Below are 19,053 nucleotides of genomic sequence, written 5' to 3'. Positions count from 1 at the left end.
AAGGGGCGAAAGATGACCAAACTTGATGACCGGTTTTATACCGTTCCCGAACTGGCGAAGGATTTGGGGATTACGCCGCGCACCATCCGGTTTTACGAGCAAAAAGGCCTTGTAAATCCGCAACGTGCAGGTGCCACCCGGATCTATACCCGCCAGGACCGCGCAAAACTGTTGATCATTCTGCGTGGCAAGCGACTGGGCTTCAGCCTCAATGAGATCGCTGATTACCTTGATCTCTATGGGGCAGACCCGACACAGGCAGAACAGATCAAAATGCTGCTTGGGCGCGTCCGGGAACGGATTTCTGATCTGGAAGAACAACGCCAGGCACTGGACATCACGTTGGATGAATTGCGCGATATCGAACAACAATCGATTGATGCGCTTGAAGAAAAAGGAATCGATCCGGTTTCGTAACAAGTTCCCCGGATCAGAGGACAGCTCAGGAAGGAAGACATAGCCATGACCAACGCCGTTATTGCCGGATATGTCCGGTCGCCCTTTACCCCGGCCCGCAAAGGGGCCCTTGCCAAGGTTCGTCCCGATGACCTGGCGGCACAGGTCGTTAAAGGTCTGGTGGAAAAGACCGGCATTGATCCCAATGCCATTGAGGACCTTATTCTTGGCTGTGCTTTTCCCGAAGGCGAACAGGGTTTCAACGTTGCCCGCCTGATTACCTTTATTGCCGGTCTTCCGCGCTCGGTCGCGGGTGTCACCGTCAACCGTTTCTGCGGGTCATCCATGCAGTCGATCCATCAGGCCGCCGGTGCAATCGCCATCGGTGCCGGTGATGCATTTATCTGTGCCGGTGTCGAAAGCATGACACGCGTTCCGATGATGGGCTTCAACCCGCTGCCGAACCCTGAACTTTATAAAGCCATGCCAGAAGCCTATATGGGCATGGGCGATACGGCTGAAAATGTCGCGGCAAAATACAGCCTGACACGCGCCGATCAGGAAGCCTTCGCAGTTGAAAGCCACAAGCGCGCCGCAGCGGCACAGGCTGCTGGCAAGTTCGTTGATGAAATCATCCCGATTCAGACCAGAGACGGTGTTGTCTCCGAAGACGGCTGTATTCGTGGTGAAACCACCGCCGAAAGCCTTGCCGAACTCAAACCGGCCTTCCGTGCCGATGGTATCGTCACTGCGGGCACATCTTCGCCGCTAACCGATGGCGCATCTGCGGTGCTGGTATGCTCCGAAGAATTCGCTGCCAAAAACGGCCTGACCCCGATTGCACGTATCAAATCGGTTGCCGTTGACGGCTGCCTGCCAGAAATCATGGGCATTGGTCCGGTGGGGGCCTCGAAAAAGGCGCTGGCCCGTGCAGGCCTGACCTCTGCTGATATCGACGTGACCGAACTGAACGAAGCGTTCTCATCGCAGGCAATAGCAAGCATTTCCGATCTCGGTCTTGATGCTGCCAAGGTCAATATTGATGGCGGTGCGCTGGCCATCGGTCATCCGCTGGGTGCTACCGGTGCACGTATTGTCGGCAAGGCCGCAGCCATCCTGAAACGTGATGGCGGCAAATATGCGCTGGCCTCGCAATGCATTGGCGGGGGTCAGGGGATCGCGACCATTCTGGAGGCGATGTAATGACCACCATCAAACAGGTCGCCGTTATCGGCGCCGGCGTGATGGGCGCGGGGATCGCTGCCCATATCGCCAATTCAGGGACTCCTGTCCTGTTGCTTGATATCGTTCCCGAAGGTGCCAAAAACCGCAATGCAGTTGCCGAGAGTGCGGTTGCCAAGATGCTTAAAACCGATCCGGCACCGTTCATGTCCAAACGGGTCGCCAAGCTGATCACCTGCGGCAATATCGAGGATGACCTTGATAAGATCGCCAAATGTGACTGGATCATCGAAGCCGTCATCGAACGCCTTGATATCAAACAGGACCTTTATCGCAAGATTGATGCGGTCCGTGCCCGTGGATCGGTTGTGTCGTCGAACACCTCGACCATTCCGCTGGCCACCCTGATTGGCGGCATGGATGACAGCTTTGCGCAGGATTTCATCATCACCCATTTCTTCAACCCGCCGCGCTATATGCGTCTGCTGGAACTGGTTGGATCGGGTGTCACCCGTGATGGCGTGATTGACATGGTTGCCGATTTTGCTGATCGCAAACTGGGCAAGACCTGTGTCACCTGCCATGACGAACCGGGCTTCATTGCCAACCGTCTGGGCGTTTACTGGATTCAGGCCGCCATGGTCGAGGCCATGGACCGCCAACTGACCGTCGAAGAAGCCGACAGCGTGATCGGTCGCCCGTTTGGTATTCCCAAGACCGGCGTGTTTGGCCTGATGGATCTGGTTGGTCTTGATCTGATGCCCCATGTGCAATCAAGCATGGCGGGCCTTCTTGATAAGTCCGATCCGTTCCACGCCATTTATCGCGAAAGCGCGCTGGTCAGCAAACTGATCGCCGATGGCTATACCGGCCGTAAGGGCAAAGGTGGTTTTTACCGCCTGAACCGTGAAGGCGGGGAGAAGATCAAGGAATCGGTTGATCTTCAGTCTGGTGAATTCTCCAGATCCGAAAAGGCCCGCTTGGGTAGCGTTCGTGCCGCTGGCAAGGACCCGCGCAAGATGATGGGAGCCGATGACAAGGGCGGCCAGTATGGGCGCGCTGTCATGGGCAAAACCCTTGCTTATGCTGCTTTCATTGCCGAGGCAGCAGCCAATTCCATCGTCGATGTCGATGATGCGATGAAGCTGGGTTATGCATGGAAAACCGGCCCGTTCGAGCTGATCGACGCCATTGGGGTTAATGCCCTGATTTCGATGCTTGAAGAAGATGGTGTTGAAGTCCCGGCATTGCTCAAAAAGGCTTCTGGCAAATCGTTCTACAAGGTCGAGGATGGTGATCTTTACTATCTTGGCTTTGATGGCAACTACGCCAAGGTTACCCGCCCGGATGGGGTTCTTCTGCTTGAAGACATCAAACGCAAATCCGAACCGGTTGCCGGTAACCGTGCTGCATCGCTTTGGGATATTGGCGATGGCGTCGCCTGCCTTGAATTCCATACCAAGATGAATGCCCTTGATGCCGATGTTCTGGGCGCCATCAAAACGTCTATCCGGACTGTCAAAAAGCAGTTCAAGGCGATGGTGATCTATAACGAGGCCAGCAATTTCTCGGCCGGTGCAAATCTTGGTCTGGCCTTGTTTGCGGCCAATATCGCCGCATGGCCGGAGATCGAGAACCTTGTTGAAACCGGTCAGGAAACCTACAAGGCGCTGAAATATTCGCCGTTCCCGGTCGTGGGCGCACCAAGTGGTCTTGCCCTTGGCGGCGGATGTGAAGTTCTGCTTCATTGCGATGCAGTTCAGGCACATGGCGAAACCTATATCGGGCTGGTTGAACCCGGTGTTGGTCTGATCCCGGCTTGGGGCGGATGCAAGGAAATGATCCGTCGCTGGGCCGAGAACCCGAAATTCGTCAAGGGTCCGATGGCCCCGAGCGCCAAGGCATTCGAGATCATCTCGGTTGCAACCGTTGCCAAATCGGCGATGGAAGCCAAGGAAAACCTGTTCTTCCGCGAAACGGACGGCATCACCATGAACCGCAACCGTTTGCTGGCTGATGCCAAGGAACGGGCACTTTCGATGGTCGATGGTTACGAAGCCCCCGAAGAATTCACCTATCGCCTGCCGGGCGAAGCAGCCCGTGTCGCCTTTGAAATGGCGGTCGATGGTTTCCATCGTCTGGGCAAGGCAACCGATTATGACCGTGTGGTTGCCGGTGAACTGGCGCGGGTTCTTGCCGGTGGTGACACCGACGTAACCGAAGAACTTTCCGAAGACGATATTCTTGAACTGGAACGCGAAGGCTTCATGCGTCTGGTCCGTAACGAAGGCACCATGGCCCGGGTAGAGCATATGCTTCTGACCGGCAAGCCGTTGCGCAACTAGGCAGGTCCAGGAGGAAACAGAAATGGCTGAATATAAAGCACCCCTGCGCGATATGCGCTTCGTCCTGACCGAGCTGTTTGATTACAACGACATCAATCAGATGCCCGGTTGCGAGGATTTCACCCCCGACGTCGTTGACGCGGTTCTCCAGGAGGCTGCCAAGGTCTGCGAGGAGGTCCTGTTCCCGATCAACCGGTCGGGCGACGAGGAAGGCTGCACCTGGGATGACGGGGTTGTCACCACCCCCAAAGGTTTCAAGGAAGCCTATCAGACCTTTGCCGAAGGCGGCTGGACCGGCATTGCCTGTGATCCGACCTATGGCGGTCAGGGCGCACCAAAATCCATCAACGCCTTGGTCGAGGAAATGATCTGTTCGACCAACCTGTCCTTCGGGATGTATCCGGGCCTGTCCTTTGGTGCCTATGCCGCCCTGCATAGCCACGCTTCGGACGAACTCAAGGACAAGTATCTTCCGAAAATGGTCGAAGGCACCTGGTCGGGCACCATGTGTCTGACCGAACCGCATTGCGGCACCGATCTTGGCATCATCAAGACCAAGGCCGAACCGCTTGATGACGGGTCCTATGCGATTTCCGGCACCAAGATTTTCATCTCGGCGGGTGAACACGACCTGACGGAAAACATCATCCATCTGGTTCTGGCAAAACTGCCCGACGCCCCCAAGGGCACCAAGGGTATTTCCCTGTTCCTTGTCCCGAAATTCATGGTGGGCGATAACGGATCGCTGGGGGATCGCAACGCGGTAAAATGCGGTTCCATCGAACACAAGATGGGCATCAAGGCATCATCGACCTGTGTCATGAACTTTGACGGTGCCATCGGTTATCTGGTCGGCGAACCCCATCAAGGCATGCCTGCCATGTTCACCATGATGAACCAGGAACGTTTGTCGGTTGGCATTCAGGGTCTTGGACTTGGCGAGGCGGCCTATCAGGGCGCACGCGCCTATGCCAAGGATCGCCTTCAGGGCCGCGCACTTACCGGTGCGAAATCCCCCGACAAGGCAGCGGACCCGATCATCGTGCATCCCGATGTGCGTCGCATGCTTCTGACCGCCAAGGCCACCAATGAAGGCTGTCGCGCGATGGGCATGTGGGTTGCCCGCGCCCTTGATACGGCCAAGCATCACGCCGACCCGGTCAAACGTGAAGAGGCCGACGAGTTCGTTCAGCTGATGACGCCAATCGTCAAGGCACTGTTCACCGATTGGGGCTTTGATAACACCAACCTTGGTGTGCAGGTCTTTGGCGGTCACGGTTACATCCGTGAATGGGGCATGGAACAATATGTTCGCGACGCCCGCATTGCCCAGATTTACGAAGGCACGAACGGCATTCAGGCCCTTGACCTTGTTGGTCGCAAAATGCCGACCAAGGCCGGTCGTTACCTGCGCCGCTTCTTCCATCCGGTTCAGGAATATATCGAAGCCAATGTGTCCAAGGACGGGCTTGGCGACTTTGTCCAGCCACTGGCAAAGGCCTTCATGCGTCTGCAACAGGCCACTGGCGAACTGGCGCAACGCGGCATGAAAAACCCGAATGAAGCCGGTGCCGCTGCAACCGAATTCCTGCGTCTGTTCGGTCTGGTGGCCGTCGGCTTTATGTGGGCCCGCATGGCCGAGATCGCATTGGCCAAGCAGGATGATGACCCGGAAGGCTTCTATAAAGCCAAGCTGATCACGGCAAAGTTCTATATGGAACGCATTTTGCCGCAATCCGGTGCCCTGTTCAGTCAGATGATGTCGGGTTCCTCGACCATGATGGCATTGGACGAGGAGCTGTTCTGATCATGGCACCGGGCCGCACATATCGTCAGATCGCATCACTGGACGGAGCAGCGTCGTGAACCTGATTTTCCGACTGATCCGTGTTGTGATCCTGTCCTTGTTGCGGCCCCGCCTTTATCCGCTTGATCCGTCGAGCTTGCAGTTTCGCGCATGGCCGCTGGACCTTGATATCAATGTCCATATGACCAATTCGCGGTATTTCGCCCTGATGGATCTGGGCCGGACCGAACTGATTGTGCGCAATGGTATCGCCAAGCAGGTGTTCAAGCACAAATGGCAACCGGTTGTTTCGGGCACCACCATGCGGTTCAAACGCGCGATCAAGCCGTTTCAGAAATTCTCGCTCGAAACCCGGGCACTCTATTGGGATGACAAGGGTTTCTATCTGGAACAACGCTTTGTCGCCAAGGGCAAGACACTCGCCCTTGGTGTCGTAAAGGCCGTCTTTGTTGGCCCCCAGGGCATCATCCCGCCCGAGGAAGTCTGTCGTCGGGTCGGTGCGGATCAAACATCACCGATCATGCCCGACTGGCTATCCGGATGGCCGGATATGGAAAGTGCAATCGAAGCCCGACTTGCGATCTAAGGCACGCGATCAATAAAGCGGAAAACACCGCGGGAGGAAGTCACATGACGTCAAATGAAGCTGTATTGCTGAATATGTCCGACGAGATCGCAACGATCACACTGAACCGGCCGGACCGGATGAATGCCCTTGATCAGTCGATGGTCCAAGGATTGTCCGACGCCCTTGATCAGATCGAAGCCGGGATTTCGCAAATCGGTGCGGTGATCATCGAAGGATCGGGGGGCACCTTCATGGCGGGCGGTGATGTGAAATTCTTCCATCAGATGTCCCAATCCCCCGCCAACGAAGCCCGGCCAGTCATCGAAGCCATGATCAATCGCGTTCATGACATCATCACCCGCATCAACGCCCTTCCCTGCCCGGTTATCGCCAAGCTTGAAGGGGCGGTTGCCGGATTTGGCATCAGCCTGATGAATGCCTGTGATCTTGCGGTCGCCGCCGAGGAAACGGTTTTCACCCTTGCCTATATCCATATCGGCACCTCGCCCGACGGCGGATCAACCCATTCACTGACCCGTCTGGTCGGCATGAAAAAGGCCAAGGAAATTGCCCTTCTTGGGGATCGTTTCAGTGCAGACGAAGCCCATGATTGCGGCCTGATCAACAAGGTTGTGCCCGCCGATCTGCTGGCATCGGCAACAGCAAAATATGCAACCCGTCTGGCATCCGGCCCGCGTGGTGCGATTGCCCGGACCAAGGCACTTCTTAATGCCGCCCCCGAGGCCGGTCTTGCCGATCAGCTCGCAGCCGAAGCCAAAGCCTTCGCCGATTGCGCCATAAGCAACGATTTCCGCGAAGGCGTCACCGCCTTTGTCGAAAAACGTCAGCCCCGCTTTGGCAAATCATAAAAAGAATTCAGGGAACAGAAGTAATGGCCACACTTAAAGGCAAAACACTTTTCATCACCGGTGCATCGCGTGGCATCGGCAAGGAAATCGCCCTTCGTGCAGCGCGCGACGGGGCCAATGTCGCCATCATTGCCAAAACCGATGAACCGCATCCGAAACTGCCCGGCACCATCCATAGTGCCGCTGCCGAGATCGAGGAAGCCGGTGGCAAGGCGCTCCCGCTTAAGACCGATATCCGCGAAGAAGACCAGATTGCCGAGGCCGTTGCCAAAACTGTCGAAACATTCGGCGGCATCGATATCCTGATCAACAATGCCAGCGCGATCAATCTGACGCCGACTTTGCAGACACCGATGAAACGCTTTGATCTGATGCATCAGGTCAATACGCGGGCAACCTTTGCCTGCGCGCAGGCCTGCCTGCCGCATCTGTTGAAATCGGATAACCCGCATATCCTGACCATGTCGCCACCGCCGAACCTGTCACCGCAATGGTTTGCCAATCACACGGCCTATACCATTTCGAAATACGGCATGAGTCTGGTCACCCTGGGTCTGGCCGCCGAATTTGCCGATGAAGGCGTTGCTGTGAACTCTCTTTGGCCCGTCACGGTGATTGAAACAGCAGCGCTAAACATGATCCCCGGTCTGGAACAGGGCCGCGCACGCACGCCGCAAATTCTGGCCGATGCGGCGCATGCGATCCTGACGGCACCGTCACGGGATGTGACTGGCGGGTTCTTTACCGATGAGTCCGTCCTTGAAGCCATCGGCATTACCGATTTTGAACCCTACAACCTGACGCCGGGCAAAGCGCCCTATCCGGACTTCTTCCTTGAGCTTGATCGCAATGGAAAGAACGACCCGCAGGTTGCCAGGCTTCTTACGAAACTGGGCAGTTTTCACAAGGCTGCCTGACGATTTGGCGTCGGGGAAGTGTGTGCCCCGACGTCTGGTAGGGGCCTGATTTGACGAACGTGGATGATCCACACGGAAAATCGGGCTCTCTCGCCCGCTGAACTAAACCCGCCCTTTGGGCGGGTTCTTTTTTGGGAAAATGCCGTCAGCCACACATAAAGACACCGCCACATGACGGGCGGTGCCTACCTTCGCAGAAACGCATTAACGTTGAGGGTAAAGATGAAAAAGCGTAAGGCGCGAAGGATTTACCGGGTTACGAAGCCCGGCGTTCAAGTGCCCGCTTTTCCAGAGATTGGCGCGGCATCTCGCAAGCCTTAAGGCTTGGTGTCGGCAACATCATCTGTACCGAAAGAGCCATGGCAAGATCACGATGATCACTGTCCTGATCAAGGAACCGGCTTGACCAGATGCCATCACGGTTGGCCGAAAGAAACGCACAGCGCAACATCGAAAACGACGCCGAACCATAGCAATCCTGCTGACCGGTCACACGTGTCAGCCAGTCGGCAATCGCGTCATGTGCTGCCTGATCAAGAATATCCTGCATATTTGCCCGATCATGGGCCGCAACGCTGTCAGCCGCCAGTGCTTCGCGCAAGGCATTGATCATGCGCTGATTGGCCTGTGCGTCGGACAATCCGAAAGACCGAAGCCAGGCGCGCGCGGTGTCTTCAATCAGACGGGTCATCGCCGCCGACTCAAATGCGGCATAGGAAAAACCCTGTGATGCAACGGTCATGTCGGTCATGTATTCGGCCCTCCGGGCAGTAAACGATCATCGGCAATTAACGCTTCGTTAAGAATAAGCTTCGCCGAAAAAACGCGGGATAATTTGCTCGAATCTGGGCGTTTTTGTGGCGCACAAGATTCCATTAAAACAATTACTTGGTCGGACTGTTGGTCCGTTCAGGGCCCGTTGACATCCCGCCCTGCCATGATCTGGTCCAGCGGCTTGACCGGCCAGGACAGGATCAGGATTTTTTCATCCCGGGTCAGGCTTTCAATCCCCAGACGCGCAAGTTTTTCATAGATGATCCCGATTTCAATCGTCGTGCGCGCATCCGGTTTGCGCACCGGAAGCAATGCTGAATGCAGCGCATTGGCATAAGGATCCTCGATTAGGCGCATCAGGCCGTCCTTGACGTCACCCCCGGCAAGCTCCGAACCGATCCGGGCAAGTGCGCGCAGCTCATCGGGGCTGTCATATTCTTCCGGTGTCAGGAAAAGCTTCATCCGGCGTGCCAGCTTGCCAATCGCAAGGCTGCTTGAATAATGGGTCAGCCAGGGCGACAGAACCAGACCGGCCAGAATGGGCGACAGCCACCAGAAAAACGCCGTATCCACAAAGATCGCCACCGCCCCCCAGATGAGGCCGATCACAATGATCGTCCGATGGGTTTTAAGGGCCGCTTTGAATGGCACACCGGCATCATCGCGTTCCTGCGCATCCCAGCCAACCTGATTGCCGGTCAAAACCGAAAACACGAACTGAGAATGCAGCATCATCATGATCGGCGCTTGCAAGGCGGAATAGACGGTTTCCAGCAACCCACTGACCAAAACCATGACGCCACCATACTTTTTGCGGTCCCGTCCCAGACATACCATCAGGATCGAGATGATCTTGGGCAGAACCAGCATGCCAATGGTAAAGATCAGCAGCACCAGCATTTCAAACGACCGGTCCACCGGCCATTGCGGGAACATGGTGAAATGCCCCGGGAAGAAGCTATAGGTCAGTTGCGTGTTTTGCAGGGTCGCAATGGTCGAGCTGAGCAACAAAAGCAGCCAGAGCGGCGATGAAACAAAGCTCATCACCCCCATAAAGAAATGCAAACGGCTGAGCGGTTTGAATCCGTGCGCCACCATCAGGCGCGCATGCTGCATATTGCCCTGACACCAGCGGCGGTCGCGAATGGCAAAGTCAATCAGGTTCGGCGGCAGTTCTTCCCAGCTGCCTTCAAGCTGCGGGATCAGCCAGCACCGCCATCCGGCCTTGCGCATAAAGGCGGCCTCGACAAAATCATGGCTCAGGATATGACCACCCATTGGCGGTTTGCCCGACAGAACCGGAAGACCACAGCATTCGATAAAGGCCTTGGTGCGAATGATCGCATTATGGCCCCAATAGTTCGAACTGCCCATGCACCAGAATGACAAACCCGCCGACATGGTCGGCCCATGCACGCGCGAAATGAACTGTAAAATGCGCGCAAACAGGGTCTGACGTCCGGTCGGCTGCGGCGGACTTTGAATGATCCCCGCATCGGGGTTGTTTTCCATCAGATAGGCCATATTCACCATGGCCTCGCCCGACATCACACTATCGGCGTCAAACACGATCATATGATCGTAATTGGTCGCATAGGTTTCACAGAATTCCTTGAGATTTCCGGATTTGCGTTCGGTATTCTCGGTCCGGCGGCGGAAGAATATCTTGCCGCGCGCATTCAGGTCAGTACAAGCCTTCGCCCATGCCAGTTCCTCGGCAATCCAGATATCGGGATCACGGGTATCAGACAAAACAAAGAAATCAAACGCATCAATTTCGCCGGTCTCGGCCAGACTTTCGTAACTGGCGCGAAGCCCTGCAAAAACGCGATTGGGGTCTTCGTTGTAGACCGGGATGACGACAACGTTTTTGGATCGCAGTGACCCTTTGCGCACAATCGGTTTAAGCCGCTTGAGCGTAATCGCATCAAGCTTCAGACCACGCAGGATCAATCCGACAATCCCGGTAAAGAAGGACAACGAAATCCAGGCAAAGTTGATGGTAAAGAACGCCACCACCACCATTTCCATGATGGTCAGCTGATCCGCACCCAGAACATCGGCCATCAACCATGCGGCATAGGCCGTTGCGGCAATCGAGGCCCCGAACAAAAACAGACGTCGTTGACCAACGCCCGGTCCACGCAACTGGACGGTCGGATCACATATGGTTGTCTGGGTCTTGTCATTTGCCGGGTCAGAAATCTGACTCATCTGCATTTACCTGATTGTCGAGTCATTCATAAAGGCACGGGATCACGGGCGGGCCGGTTCTGGTTTAAAAGACCCAGGGCATGGTCCATGTTTCGCTCAGGACCTTGTCCTTGTGCAAAAGGAACACCCGCAAATTGCTTGATGCGGCATCACTGTCATCGACCAGATCAAAGAACACGCGCACACCGCCATTTTCGGGGTCCGGCATCACGCGGATATTCTCAAGCCTGCCTTCCGATGCGCTGACATCAGCGTGCAGGTTCTTGGTATCCTTGATGAAATAATCCAGATCACCACCGGCAAAATTCAAGACGAACCGCGCCCGGCCCGCGTCATCATCGCCTTGCGATGCAATCCGCATCAGGCGCGTGTCGGTGGCCTGTGCCAGATCATGCAATCCACCACCGTCGCGCATTGCGGTGATGCTGTATTCCATTGTCATCTCGTCGCCTGCAACCGGTTTGGTTTCAGGCACCCAATAGGCAACGATATTATCGTTGGTTTCAGACGGGCTGGGAATTTCGACCAGCTCGACATGGCCCTTGCCCCATTTTCCCTTGGGCTTTACCCAATATCCGGGCTGGCGATCAAACCGGCGATCAAGGTCCTGATAATGGTCAAAATTCCGGTCGCGCTGCAAAAGTCCGAACCCGATGGGATTTTCATCCAGAAACGAGCTCATCTGAAGATGAACCGGGTTATCAAGCGGTCGCCACAACCATTCGCCGCGCCCGTTATTGATCAGAAGCCCGTCACTTGAATGCACCTCGCCGCGATAGTCATCAAACGACCGGCGACGCTGTTCACCAAACAGGAACATGCCATTAAGCGGCGCAATACCGATCTTTTCCACACCATCGCGGAAAAACAGATTGGCTTTCACATCGGCCTGACTGCGCGTACCCGGTTTGATGTCAAACCGGAAGGCACCGGTAACGCGTGCACTGTCGAGAAGGCCATAAACCGTGATCGTCTGATCGCCCTTTTTGGGTTCAACGATCCAGAATTCCTTGAAGACCGGGATTTCCTCGCCGGTTGGTCCGGCAAGATCAATCGCAAGGCCGCGCGCCATCTGGCCAATAGACTGTCCTTCGCCCTGAAGACGGAAATAGGACGCGCCAAGGAACCGGGTCAGTTCATCGCTGCTATCAACATTGGATAACGGATAACGCAGACGGAAACCGGCATAGCCCTGTGTCGAGAAATCATTGCCCGACAGGCCCGTCTTGCCGAAATCAAACAGACCGGCCGAAAACGGAATGACCTGTACTTCGCCGTCGCGCACCAGATTGATCGCAACCGGCACATCATACATGTTGCCCGGATGGAACAGCTCGAGCGAGAAGTCCGAATTATCGGGATTAAAGAAGGCGCGCTGCGACTTGAAGCGGATCTGGTCGTAATCATCAGAACCCAGATTGGCCAGAACATCGGGCAATTCGCGATGCGGATTTTCAAACGGTGCCTTGGCCAGATTACGTGCCCGATCAATCACCATTTCCGGATCAAACATGACCGGTGCGCTCACCACAGGTTTTTGCTCATCCTCGGGCTGTGGCGTGCCCGGTGCTGCATCATTTTCCTGGCTATCGGTTACGGTTACGGCTTCATCTCCCGCATTCTGCGGTGCTGCTGTTTCCGGTGCTGCAGCGGGTGCAACAGGCCCGGACGCGTCTGATACCGATGCTGCCGCCGGATCAGTCGTTACGGCTGCAGGGTCATTGGCCTGTGCAGATGCCGGCAATGACGCGCCAAGCAAAACAGTTCCGGACGCCAAAGCGACCAGAAAAACATGTTTTAGGGCCAGCGCTGTGCGCTGAGGAAAATATTGCGTCATGCCTGTATACGCTACCAACCATTGGATTTTTTCGATTTGTTGATTGTGCTTGTGCACAAAAAACAGGGCAGGAATGTGTCGCCATCAGGGAAAGAATCCGCAAAGCCCGAACTGGCACTCCGCCATGACAGAATGCTCTATACCCGGATGTCGATTGCACGAAACGCCATTTTTGCATGGGCTATCCCCCTGAAATGCGGTGATTTGCATCTTGACAGAATCCGGAAATCCACAGGTGCCCTTTGGCCTGACTCGCAACAGTTCAAAAAAGAAAAGGCCGACCCATTTCTGGGCCGGCCGGGTATTCAGATGACTGCGAATGCCGATCTGAAAATCTGTTCTGTAATCAGTAGCCAACCGCACAACCATCCTTGCGCGGATCAGAACCAGCCACATATCCGGCATCGGTCCTGGCAATCAGCTGTGCGCCCCCAAAACCGAAATTGGTGCTGTCAGGTGCCTCGACCTTGATCGCATGCCCCTTGGCCTTCAGGGCCTCGATCACATCAGCACCGACCGAGGCTTCAACAGCGACCTCAAGCCCCGAAAGAGCCTGCCAGCGCGGTGCATCGACAGCCGTTTGCGGATCCTGTCCCCAAAGCTGGGTGCGCAAGGTCATTTGCAAATGCCCCTGTGCCTGCATCGGTCCACCCATGACACCAAAGCTCATGATCGGGTTGCCGTCATCGCCCATCAAAAAGGCCGGAATGATGGTCTGGAACGGACGTTTTCCACCTTTGACGAAGTTGGGGTGACCATCTTTAAGGCTGAAACCGTGACCCCGGTTCTGCAGACTGATCGAGGTTCCCGGCACCACAACACCGGACCCGAAGCCCATATAGTTCGACTGGATAAAGGACACCATCATGCCGCTTTCATCCGCCGCAGTCACATAAACCGTCCCGCCATGCTTTGGTGCACCGGCTTTGAAATCCTGGGCCTTGTTGGCATCAATCAGGGCGGCACGGGATTTCAGATAGTCATCGGACAAAAGATGTTCGACCGTGACGTCGGTCATGTAGTCAAGATCGGCGACATAGGCCCGCATATCGGCAAAGGCCAGTTTCATCGCTTCGATTTCAAGATGCAGCGCCTCGGTGGAATCGGGTTCATAATCTGCGATATTGGTATGACGCAGGATCCCCAGCGCGATCAGGGCTGAAATCCCCTGCCCGTTTGGCGGAATTTCATGCAGCTTCACCTTGCCAAACGATTGCGAGATCGTCCCGACCCAGTCAGCCTGATGATTGCCAAGATCCTCTTCGGACAAGGCTGCACCATTTTCACGGGCAAAAGCCGCAATTTTCGATGCAAGCTTGCCGCGATAGAAACTCTCGCCCTTGGTTTCGGCGATATCGATCAGGCTTTCAGCAGCAGCCTTGTTGACAAACAGCTCGCCCGCCTTGGGGGCCTTGCCACCGGGCAGGAAGGCCTCGGCAAAGCCCGGCTGCTTGCCCAAAAGATCACCACCCTTTTCCCAAAGGGTCGCGATGATGGGGGATACTGCAAAGCCACGCGATGCATATTCGATGGCCGGTTCGAACAGCTTTTCAAACGGAAGCTTGCCGAATTTCTCGGAAATCGCACGCCATGAAGATACAGCCCCCGGTGTGGTGACCGATTCCCATCCGCGCTGCGGCATCGTGTCCTGGCCTGCAAAGCGTTCCGGGTTCCAGGCCGCAGGGGCCCGACCCGACGCATTCAGACCATGCAGTTCCTTGCCATCCCAGATGATGGCATAGGCATCGGAACCAAGTCCGTTGCCGGTCGGCTCGACCACGGTCAGGGCAATGGCCGAGGCCAGCGCCGCATCGGCAGCATTCCCGCCCGCCAGCAACATGCGAAGACCGGCCTGTGCCGCAAGCGGCTGGGATGTGGAAACCATGTTGCGCGCCAGAACCGGTGACCGGCGTGAGGCATAAAGCGCGTCGTGACGAAGTTTCATTGGAGTCTCCTGATCGTGGGCTTAATCGCCGTCTTGTTCATCGGTGGCAGGACGGTCTTTTTTACGCATCTTCAGAACCGAGCGAACGCTGAAGATAACAGACAGCAGGGCAGCAGCCAGCAAGACCGCCGAAATCGGACGGGTAAAGAATACAGTCCAGTCACCGTCGCTCATCAGCGCGCGACGCAGGTTGGTCTCGGCGATCGGACCAAGGATCACACCAAGCACCAGCGGTGCCAGCGGGTAATCAAGCGACTTCAACCCGTAACCGACCAGACCGATCGCACCAAGCAGATAAAGGTCAGACACCCGGTTATTGAGCGCAAAGGCCCCGATCACACAGCAAATCATCACTGTCGGCACAATGAACTGCTTGGGAATGTCGGTCACGCGCAGGAACAGACGCATCGACAGCACACAAACCACCAGCATCATCAGCGAGGCGACAATCATCGCAACGAACATGCCATAGGCCAGATCCGCATTATCCATGATCAGACGCGGACCCACCGAGATGCCATGCACCATAAGAGCCGCCATCAGGATTGCATCAACCGCCGATCCCGGAATACCCAATGCAATCATCGGGATCAGTCCGCCACCCGCCGTGGCAGAGTTTCCAGCCTCGGATGCGATCACGCCGTCCGGGTTGCCCTTGCCAAATTCCTCAGGCGTTTTGGAGCTGCGCTTGGCCTGGTCATAAGCCAGCAGGTTGGCAATTGATCCACCGGCACCCGGCAAGGCACCAATAAACACACCAATCAGCGACGAACGTACCAGATTGACCGGATGCATCAGAACTTCGCGCATCACAGCCCAGGTCTTGAATTCGATCACGTCGGGGATCAGTGCCCCCTTGGTGTCTTTTTTGCCGTGATCCTCAACCTCGCCCATCAGCTGGCTGATAGCAAAAATACCGATCAGGACAATCAGGAACGGCAGACCCGGCATCAGGATGTCGGACTCAAATGTAAGACGCGGGCGCCCCATCATCGGATCCGGCCCGATGGTCGCAAGACCAAGACCAATGACACCGGCAATCAGACCACGCATCAACGAGTTGCCCACAAGGCTTGCAACAATCGTCAGGGCAAACACGATCAGCGAGAAATATTCCCACGGACCAAGTTTAACCGCGATCAGCGCCAACGGCGGGGCGGCAACAATCAGGATGATGGTGGAAATCACTGTCCCGAAAAACGAAGCCCAGACACCAAGTGAAAGGGCGCGTCCCGGCTCCCCGCCGCGTGCCATCGGAAAGGCATCAAAGGTCGTGGCAACCGAACTTGGCGTTCCGGGAATACCCAGAAGAGCCGCACTGATCAGACCCCCGGTATAACCCCCGACATAAACCGACAACATCACCGAAACCCCCTGAAGCGGGTCCATGGTAAAGGTCAGCGGCAATGTCAGGATGATGGCCATGGTCACGGTAAAGCCGGGAATGGCGGCTGCGACGATCCCGGCCACGGAACCGATCAGCATGTAAATCAGGGTATCGAATGCGAAAACCTGATGGGCACCGGCAAGAAATGCATCCAACATGATCGTAAACTTCTGTTAGCCCGCGAACAGCACGCCGCGCGGGAGAAATACGTTAAAGACTTCTGCAAACAGCAGGTTCAAGCCAACCGAGAAAATCAGGGCGGCGACCACGGACTGAATGAAGGTCTTTTTCGAAATGCCTGCGATCATCAGCTGGGTGATCAGCAGAAAGACAAATGTCGCCAGCGAGAAACCGGCAAACGGCAAGACAGCAAGGTAGGCAACCAGCAAGCCGAACAGGGCGAAGGAGATCCTGCGAACCTTGACCCAGCCACAAAGTGCTGCGGCAAGACCATCAAGCTGTCCGGCCTTGCGAATATCCATGACCGCGCGAATCGCTGAAATCAGGCACAGGCCTGCCAGAACGGCAAAGACCAGTTGCGGGAATGACCCGGCCCCCAGCGGTTCCCAGCGTGACGTCGGCAACTCACCCGCGCGCATCGACAAATAGACCGAACCCAGCCCGAAAACGACGTAGGAAACCAGCCGTGCAAATTCGGTCCTAGCACGAGAAGCAGCGGGTGCAAGTGCACCCGCTGCTGCTGATTTCTCAGACCCGCTCGTCATCCTGCGAGCTTGCCAACCAGACGATCAACCGTCTCGGACAGTTTGCCGAGATAGGCTTTGTAAGCGTCCTGACCAAGGAAAACAGCTTCGGAGCCGACATTCTTGATTTTGGTGCGAACGTCTTCGTTCTGCATGACTTTTTCAAGGTGGGCTTCAAGGGCATCAGCAACATCCTGCGGGGTACCCTTGGGCAGAACAACACCACGAGTCACAGCCAGATCAAGATCATGGCCCAGTTCCTTGAAGGTGCGAACATTCGGCTCGTCTGCGGTACGTTCCGGCATACCGACGGCAGCAAAGATCAGATCGCCATTTTCAACAAACTGACCGGCAGAGGATACGTCACCGATGGCAACATCAATGTTACCGCCAACCAGTGCACGGATACGCTGACCGGTACCTTCGTAACCGACATAGGAGAACTGGATGTCGAACGCATCTTCGATCATCGCCATGTGAAGATGCGGAACACCGGCAAGGGTCACACCGGCGCGAACCGCACCCGGATGATCCTTGGCAAAGGCGACCATTTCTTCAAAGGTCGAGAAGTTCTCGTTCTTGGAGAAGGTCAGATACTGCGGCGACGAGGTCACCAGCGCGATCGGCATGAAGCTGTCCCAGTTCAGGTCGGTGATGCCTGTACCATTGGAAATCAGCAAACCTTCGTGGATCTGGGAAATGGTATAACCATCTGCCGGGCGTTTGGCGAATTCGGCCAAACCGATATTACCACCAACACCGGGCATGTTGATGACAGGCACTGCCTGACCTGTTTCCTCAGCAAGACCCTGTGCGACAAGGCGCATCAACGTGTCGCTACCGCCACCCGGGCCCCACGGAACAATGAATTCGATCGGTTTTTCGGGATAGTCCTGTGCCTGCGCTGGGCCTGCAATGGCGGCTGCCATCAGACCGGCGGCAACGGCAATCTTGCGGAACATCTCAGTGCCTCCTGATAAATGAACTGGATCAATCGAAACCAATTATTTTTTGGTTCCTTCATTTTGTCGACATATTGTTGTCATCGTAACTTTGTCTTCGCAACCCCAAAAACGCTAAACCACGTATTTTTCGCCTTATACGTGGCTTTTTTACGCAAAATCGTTGCCAAACAGTCCCGTCTGGCGTTAGTACAAATAGCAAATAACCGCAAAAATTGGTTTGGATTGGTTCGAAATGATTGAAATCGAAGGCACCATGAGCCTCTATCTGGTCTGGGGCGCTGCAATGCTGTTTGCCGGCGTTGTTGGCGGCATTATGGCAGGCTTGCTGGGCGTAGGCGGCGGGATTGTTATTGTCCCGGTGCTCTATCACTTTTTGACAACCATGGGTGTTGACGAGTCGCTCCGCATGCAGGTTGCGGTCGCCACCTCGCTGACGACAATCATCGCAACCGCCATTTCCTCGACCCGCAGCCATTACAAAAAAGGCTCGGTCGATATTGCCCTGTTGAAACATTGGGGCCCGGCCATTGTTGTCGGCGTCATCATCGGTACGGCCATTGGCGGCCTTGCCGATGGCCGGGTTCTGACCATTGTCTTTGCCGTTGTGGCTCTGCTGGTTGCCGCTAACATGATACTGGTCAAGGACCGTGAAACCGACGAGGCGAAAAACCCGCCCAAATCTGTCTGGGCGGTTCTTGGCGTTCTGGCGGGCAGCCTGTCTGCCATGATGGGGATTGGTGGCGGAACCATTTGTGTCCCCGTCCTGAATTTCCTCGGCTATGACATCCGCCGCGCGGTCGGAACGGCGGCGGCCATCGGCCTGATCATCGCCCTGCCCGGTACAATCGGATATGCCATGTCAGGTATCGGCGTAGACGGACGCCCGCCCTTCTCAATCGGTTATGTGAACGTTCTGGCAGCGGCCCTTCTGATCCCGATGACGGTTCTGTGCGCCCCGATTGGTGCGCGCATCGCACATACCATCCCGAGACGGGCACTGCGCATGTGTTTCGGCCTGTTTCTGGCGGTAACCTCTTTGCGGATGTTCTACGATCTGCTTAACTGACATCCAGGATCAAGACTTTCGATCCGAACCAGTCCTCTGGGAAATGGCACCTCGCAAGAATAGGTGCGGATTGGTTC

The 19,053-nt window shown here is 55.8% G+C and carries 15 protein-coding genes; 8 read left to right on the top strand and 7 right to left on the bottom strand.

Translation table 11 applies throughout. The annotated features are described in order from the left end of the window. The first annotated feature begins 12 nt into the window (after window positions 1–12). The 7 genes from WA318_RS02555 to WA318_RS02525 are packed head-to-tail and all read left to right on the top strand — an operon-like array spanning window position 13 to window position 8,084. Complete coding sequence (locus WA318_RS02555; RefSeq protein ID WP_114096518.1) at window positions 13–417, top strand: MerR family transcriptional regulator; 405 nt, start codon at window positions 13–15, stop codon at window positions 415–417. A 45-nt stretch (window positions 418–462) separates the two neighbouring features. After that, window positions 463–1,599 carry a thiolase family protein gene (locus WA318_RS02550; protein WP_336079873.1) on the top strand — a complete coding sequence of 379 codons (1,137 nt, stop codon included), beginning with the start codon at window positions 463–465 and terminating at the stop codon, window positions 1,597–1,599. Next, window positions 1,599–3,923 (top strand): 3-hydroxyacyl-CoA dehydrogenase/enoyl-CoA hydratase family protein, encoded by a 2,325-nt coding sequence (locus tag WA318_RS02545; protein ID WP_336079871.1) that lies wholly within the window; start codon window positions 1,599–1,601, stop codon window positions 3,921–3,923. Before WA318_RS02550 ends, WA318_RS02545 begins: the two co-directional genes overlap by 1 nt. Window positions 3,924–3,945: 22 nt before the next feature. After that, window positions 3,946–5,730 (top strand): acyl-CoA dehydrogenase C-terminal domain-containing protein, encoded by a 1,785-nt coding sequence (locus WA318_RS02540; RefSeq protein ID WP_336079870.1) that lies wholly within the window; start codon window positions 3,946–3,948, stop codon window positions 5,728–5,730. Window positions 5,731–5,785: 55 nt separating this feature from the next. Continuing rightward, window positions 5,786–6,316, top strand: coding sequence for a thioesterase family protein (locus WA318_RS02535; protein WP_114096514.1), 531 nt, complete (start codon window positions 5,786–5,788; stop codon window positions 6,314–6,316). A gap of 44 nt (window positions 6,317–6,360) precedes the next feature. Further along, entirely contained in the window at window positions 6,361–7,167 is an 807-nt protein-coding gene (locus WA318_RS02530; RefSeq protein ID WP_336079867.1) for an enoyl-CoA hydratase/isomerase family protein, read from the top strand. Window positions 7,168–7,190: 23 nt separating this feature from the next. Next, window positions 7,191–8,084, top strand: a complete 894-nt coding sequence (locus tag WA318_RS02525; RefSeq protein ID WP_114096512.1) for an SDR family oxidoreductase — start codon at window positions 7,191–7,193, stop codon at window positions 8,082–8,084. A gap of 256 nt (window positions 8,085–8,340) precedes the next feature. Here WA318_RS02525 and WA318_RS02520 read toward each other — a convergent pair whose 3' ends face one another. The 7 genes from WA318_RS02520 to WA318_RS02490 form a co-directional block, all read right to left on the bottom strand. After that, window positions 8,341–8,835, bottom strand: a complete 495-nt coding sequence (locus WA318_RS02520; protein WP_336079864.1) for a hypothetical protein — start codon at window positions 8,833–8,835, stop codon at window positions 8,341–8,343. Window positions 8,836–8,993: 158 nt separating this feature from the next. After that, window positions 8,994–11,072: a glucans biosynthesis glucosyltransferase MdoH gene (gene mdoH, locus WA318_RS02515; RefSeq protein WP_336079862.1), complete on the bottom strand. Its 2,079-nt coding sequence runs from the start codon at window positions 11,070–11,072 to the stop codon at window positions 8,994–8,996. Between the two features lie 64 nt (window positions 11,073–11,136). Beyond that, window positions 11,137–12,909: a glucan biosynthesis protein gene (locus WA318_RS02510; RefSeq protein ID WP_336079861.1), complete on the bottom strand. Its 1,773-nt coding sequence runs from the start codon at window positions 12,907–12,909 to the stop codon at window positions 11,137–11,139. A gap of 346 nt (window positions 12,910–13,255) precedes the next feature. Next, a complete protein-coding gene (locus WA318_RS02505) occupies window positions 13,256–14,854 on the bottom strand; it encodes a gamma-glutamyltransferase family protein (protein ID WP_336079859.1) in 1,599 nt (532 codons plus the stop codon). A 21-nt stretch (window positions 14,855–14,875) separates the two neighbouring features. Further along, window positions 14,876–16,399 carry a tripartite tricarboxylate transporter permease gene (locus WA318_RS02500; RefSeq protein ID WP_114096508.1) on the bottom strand — a complete coding sequence of 508 codons (1,524 nt, stop codon included), beginning with the start codon at window positions 16,397–16,399 and terminating at the stop codon, window positions 14,876–14,878. Between the two features lie 15 nt (window positions 16,400–16,414). Continuing rightward, window positions 16,415–16,966 carry a tripartite tricarboxylate transporter TctB family protein gene (locus WA318_RS02495; RefSeq protein ID WP_114096507.1) on the bottom strand — a complete coding sequence of 184 codons (552 nt, stop codon included), beginning with the start codon at window positions 16,964–16,966 and terminating at the stop codon, window positions 16,415–16,417. Then, on the bottom strand, window positions 16,963–17,907 hold the full coding sequence (locus tag WA318_RS02490; protein ID WP_114096506.1) for a tripartite tricarboxylate transporter substrate binding protein: 945 nt from the start codon (window positions 17,905–17,907) through the stop codon (window positions 16,963–16,965). Before WA318_RS02490 ends, WA318_RS02495 begins: the two co-directional genes overlap by 4 nt. 235 nt (window positions 17,908–18,142) lie before the next feature. Here WA318_RS02490 and WA318_RS02485 point away from each other — a divergent pair, with 235 nt between their 5' ends. Further along, window positions 18,143–18,976 carry a sulfite exporter TauE/SafE family protein gene (locus WA318_RS02485; protein ID WP_114096505.1) on the top strand — a complete coding sequence of 278 codons (834 nt, stop codon included), beginning with the start codon at window positions 18,143–18,145 and terminating at the stop codon, window positions 18,974–18,976. Window positions 18,977–19,053 lie beyond the last annotated feature (77 nt).

Origin of the sequence: Thalassospira sp. CH_XMU1448-2, assembly GCF_037027285.1 — a bacterium.
Classification (GTDB): domain Bacteria; phylum Pseudomonadota; class Alphaproteobacteria; order Rhodospirillales; family Thalassospiraceae; genus Thalassospira; species Thalassospira profundimaris_C.
Note: the sequence above shows the minus strand (reverse complement) of the source record. Positions and strands in the feature narration are given on the sequence as shown.

Coding starts and splice junctions, on each gene's coding strand:
- WA318_RS02510 (WP_336079861.1), bottom strand. CDS start 12,909: ATGACGCAATATTTTCCTCAGCGCACAGCGCTGGCCCTAAAACATGTT.
- mdoH (WP_336079862.1), bottom strand. CDS start 11,072: ATGAGTCAGATTTCTGACCCGGCAAATGACAAGACCCAGACAACCATA.
- WA318_RS02540 (WP_336079870.1), top strand. CDS start 3,946: ATGGCTGAATATAAAGCACCCCTGCGCGATATGCGCTTCGTCCTGACC.
- WA318_RS02495 (WP_114096507.1), bottom strand. CDS start 16,966: ATGACGAGCGGGTCTGAGAAATCAGCAGCAGCGGGTGCACTTGCACCC.
- WA318_RS02505 (WP_336079859.1), bottom strand. CDS start 14,854: ATGAAACTTCGTCACGACGCGCTTTATGCCTCACGCCGGTCACCGGTT.
- WA318_RS02490 (WP_114096506.1), bottom strand. CDS start 17,907: ATGTTCCGCAAGATTGCCGTTGCCGCCGGTCTGATGGCAGCCGCCATT.
- WA318_RS02500 (WP_114096508.1), bottom strand. CDS start 16,399: ATGTTGGATGCATTTCTTGCCGGTGCCCATCAGGTTTTCGCATTCGAT.
- WA318_RS02485 (WP_114096505.1), top strand. CDS start 18,143: ATGATTGAAATCGAAGGCACCATGAGCCTCTATCTGGTCTGGGGCGCT.
- WA318_RS02520 (WP_336079864.1), bottom strand. CDS start 8,835: ATGACCGACATGACCGTTGCATCACAGGGTTTTTCCTATGCCGCATTT.
- WA318_RS02525 (WP_114096512.1), top strand. CDS start 7,191: ATGGCCACACTTAAAGGCAAAACACTTTTCATCACCGGTGCATCGCGT.
- WA318_RS02545 (WP_336079871.1), top strand. CDS start 1,599: ATGACCACCATCAAACAGGTCGCCGTTATCGGCGCCGGCGTGATGGGC.
- WA318_RS02530 (WP_336079867.1), top strand. CDS start 6,361: ATGACGTCAAATGAAGCTGTATTGCTGAATATGTCCGACGAGATCGCA.
- WA318_RS02550 (WP_336079873.1), top strand. CDS start 463: ATGACCAACGCCGTTATTGCCGGATATGTCCGGTCGCCCTTTACCCCG.
- WA318_RS02555 (WP_114096518.1), top strand. CDS start 13: ATGACCAAACTTGATGACCGGTTTTATACCGTTCCCGAACTGGCGAAG.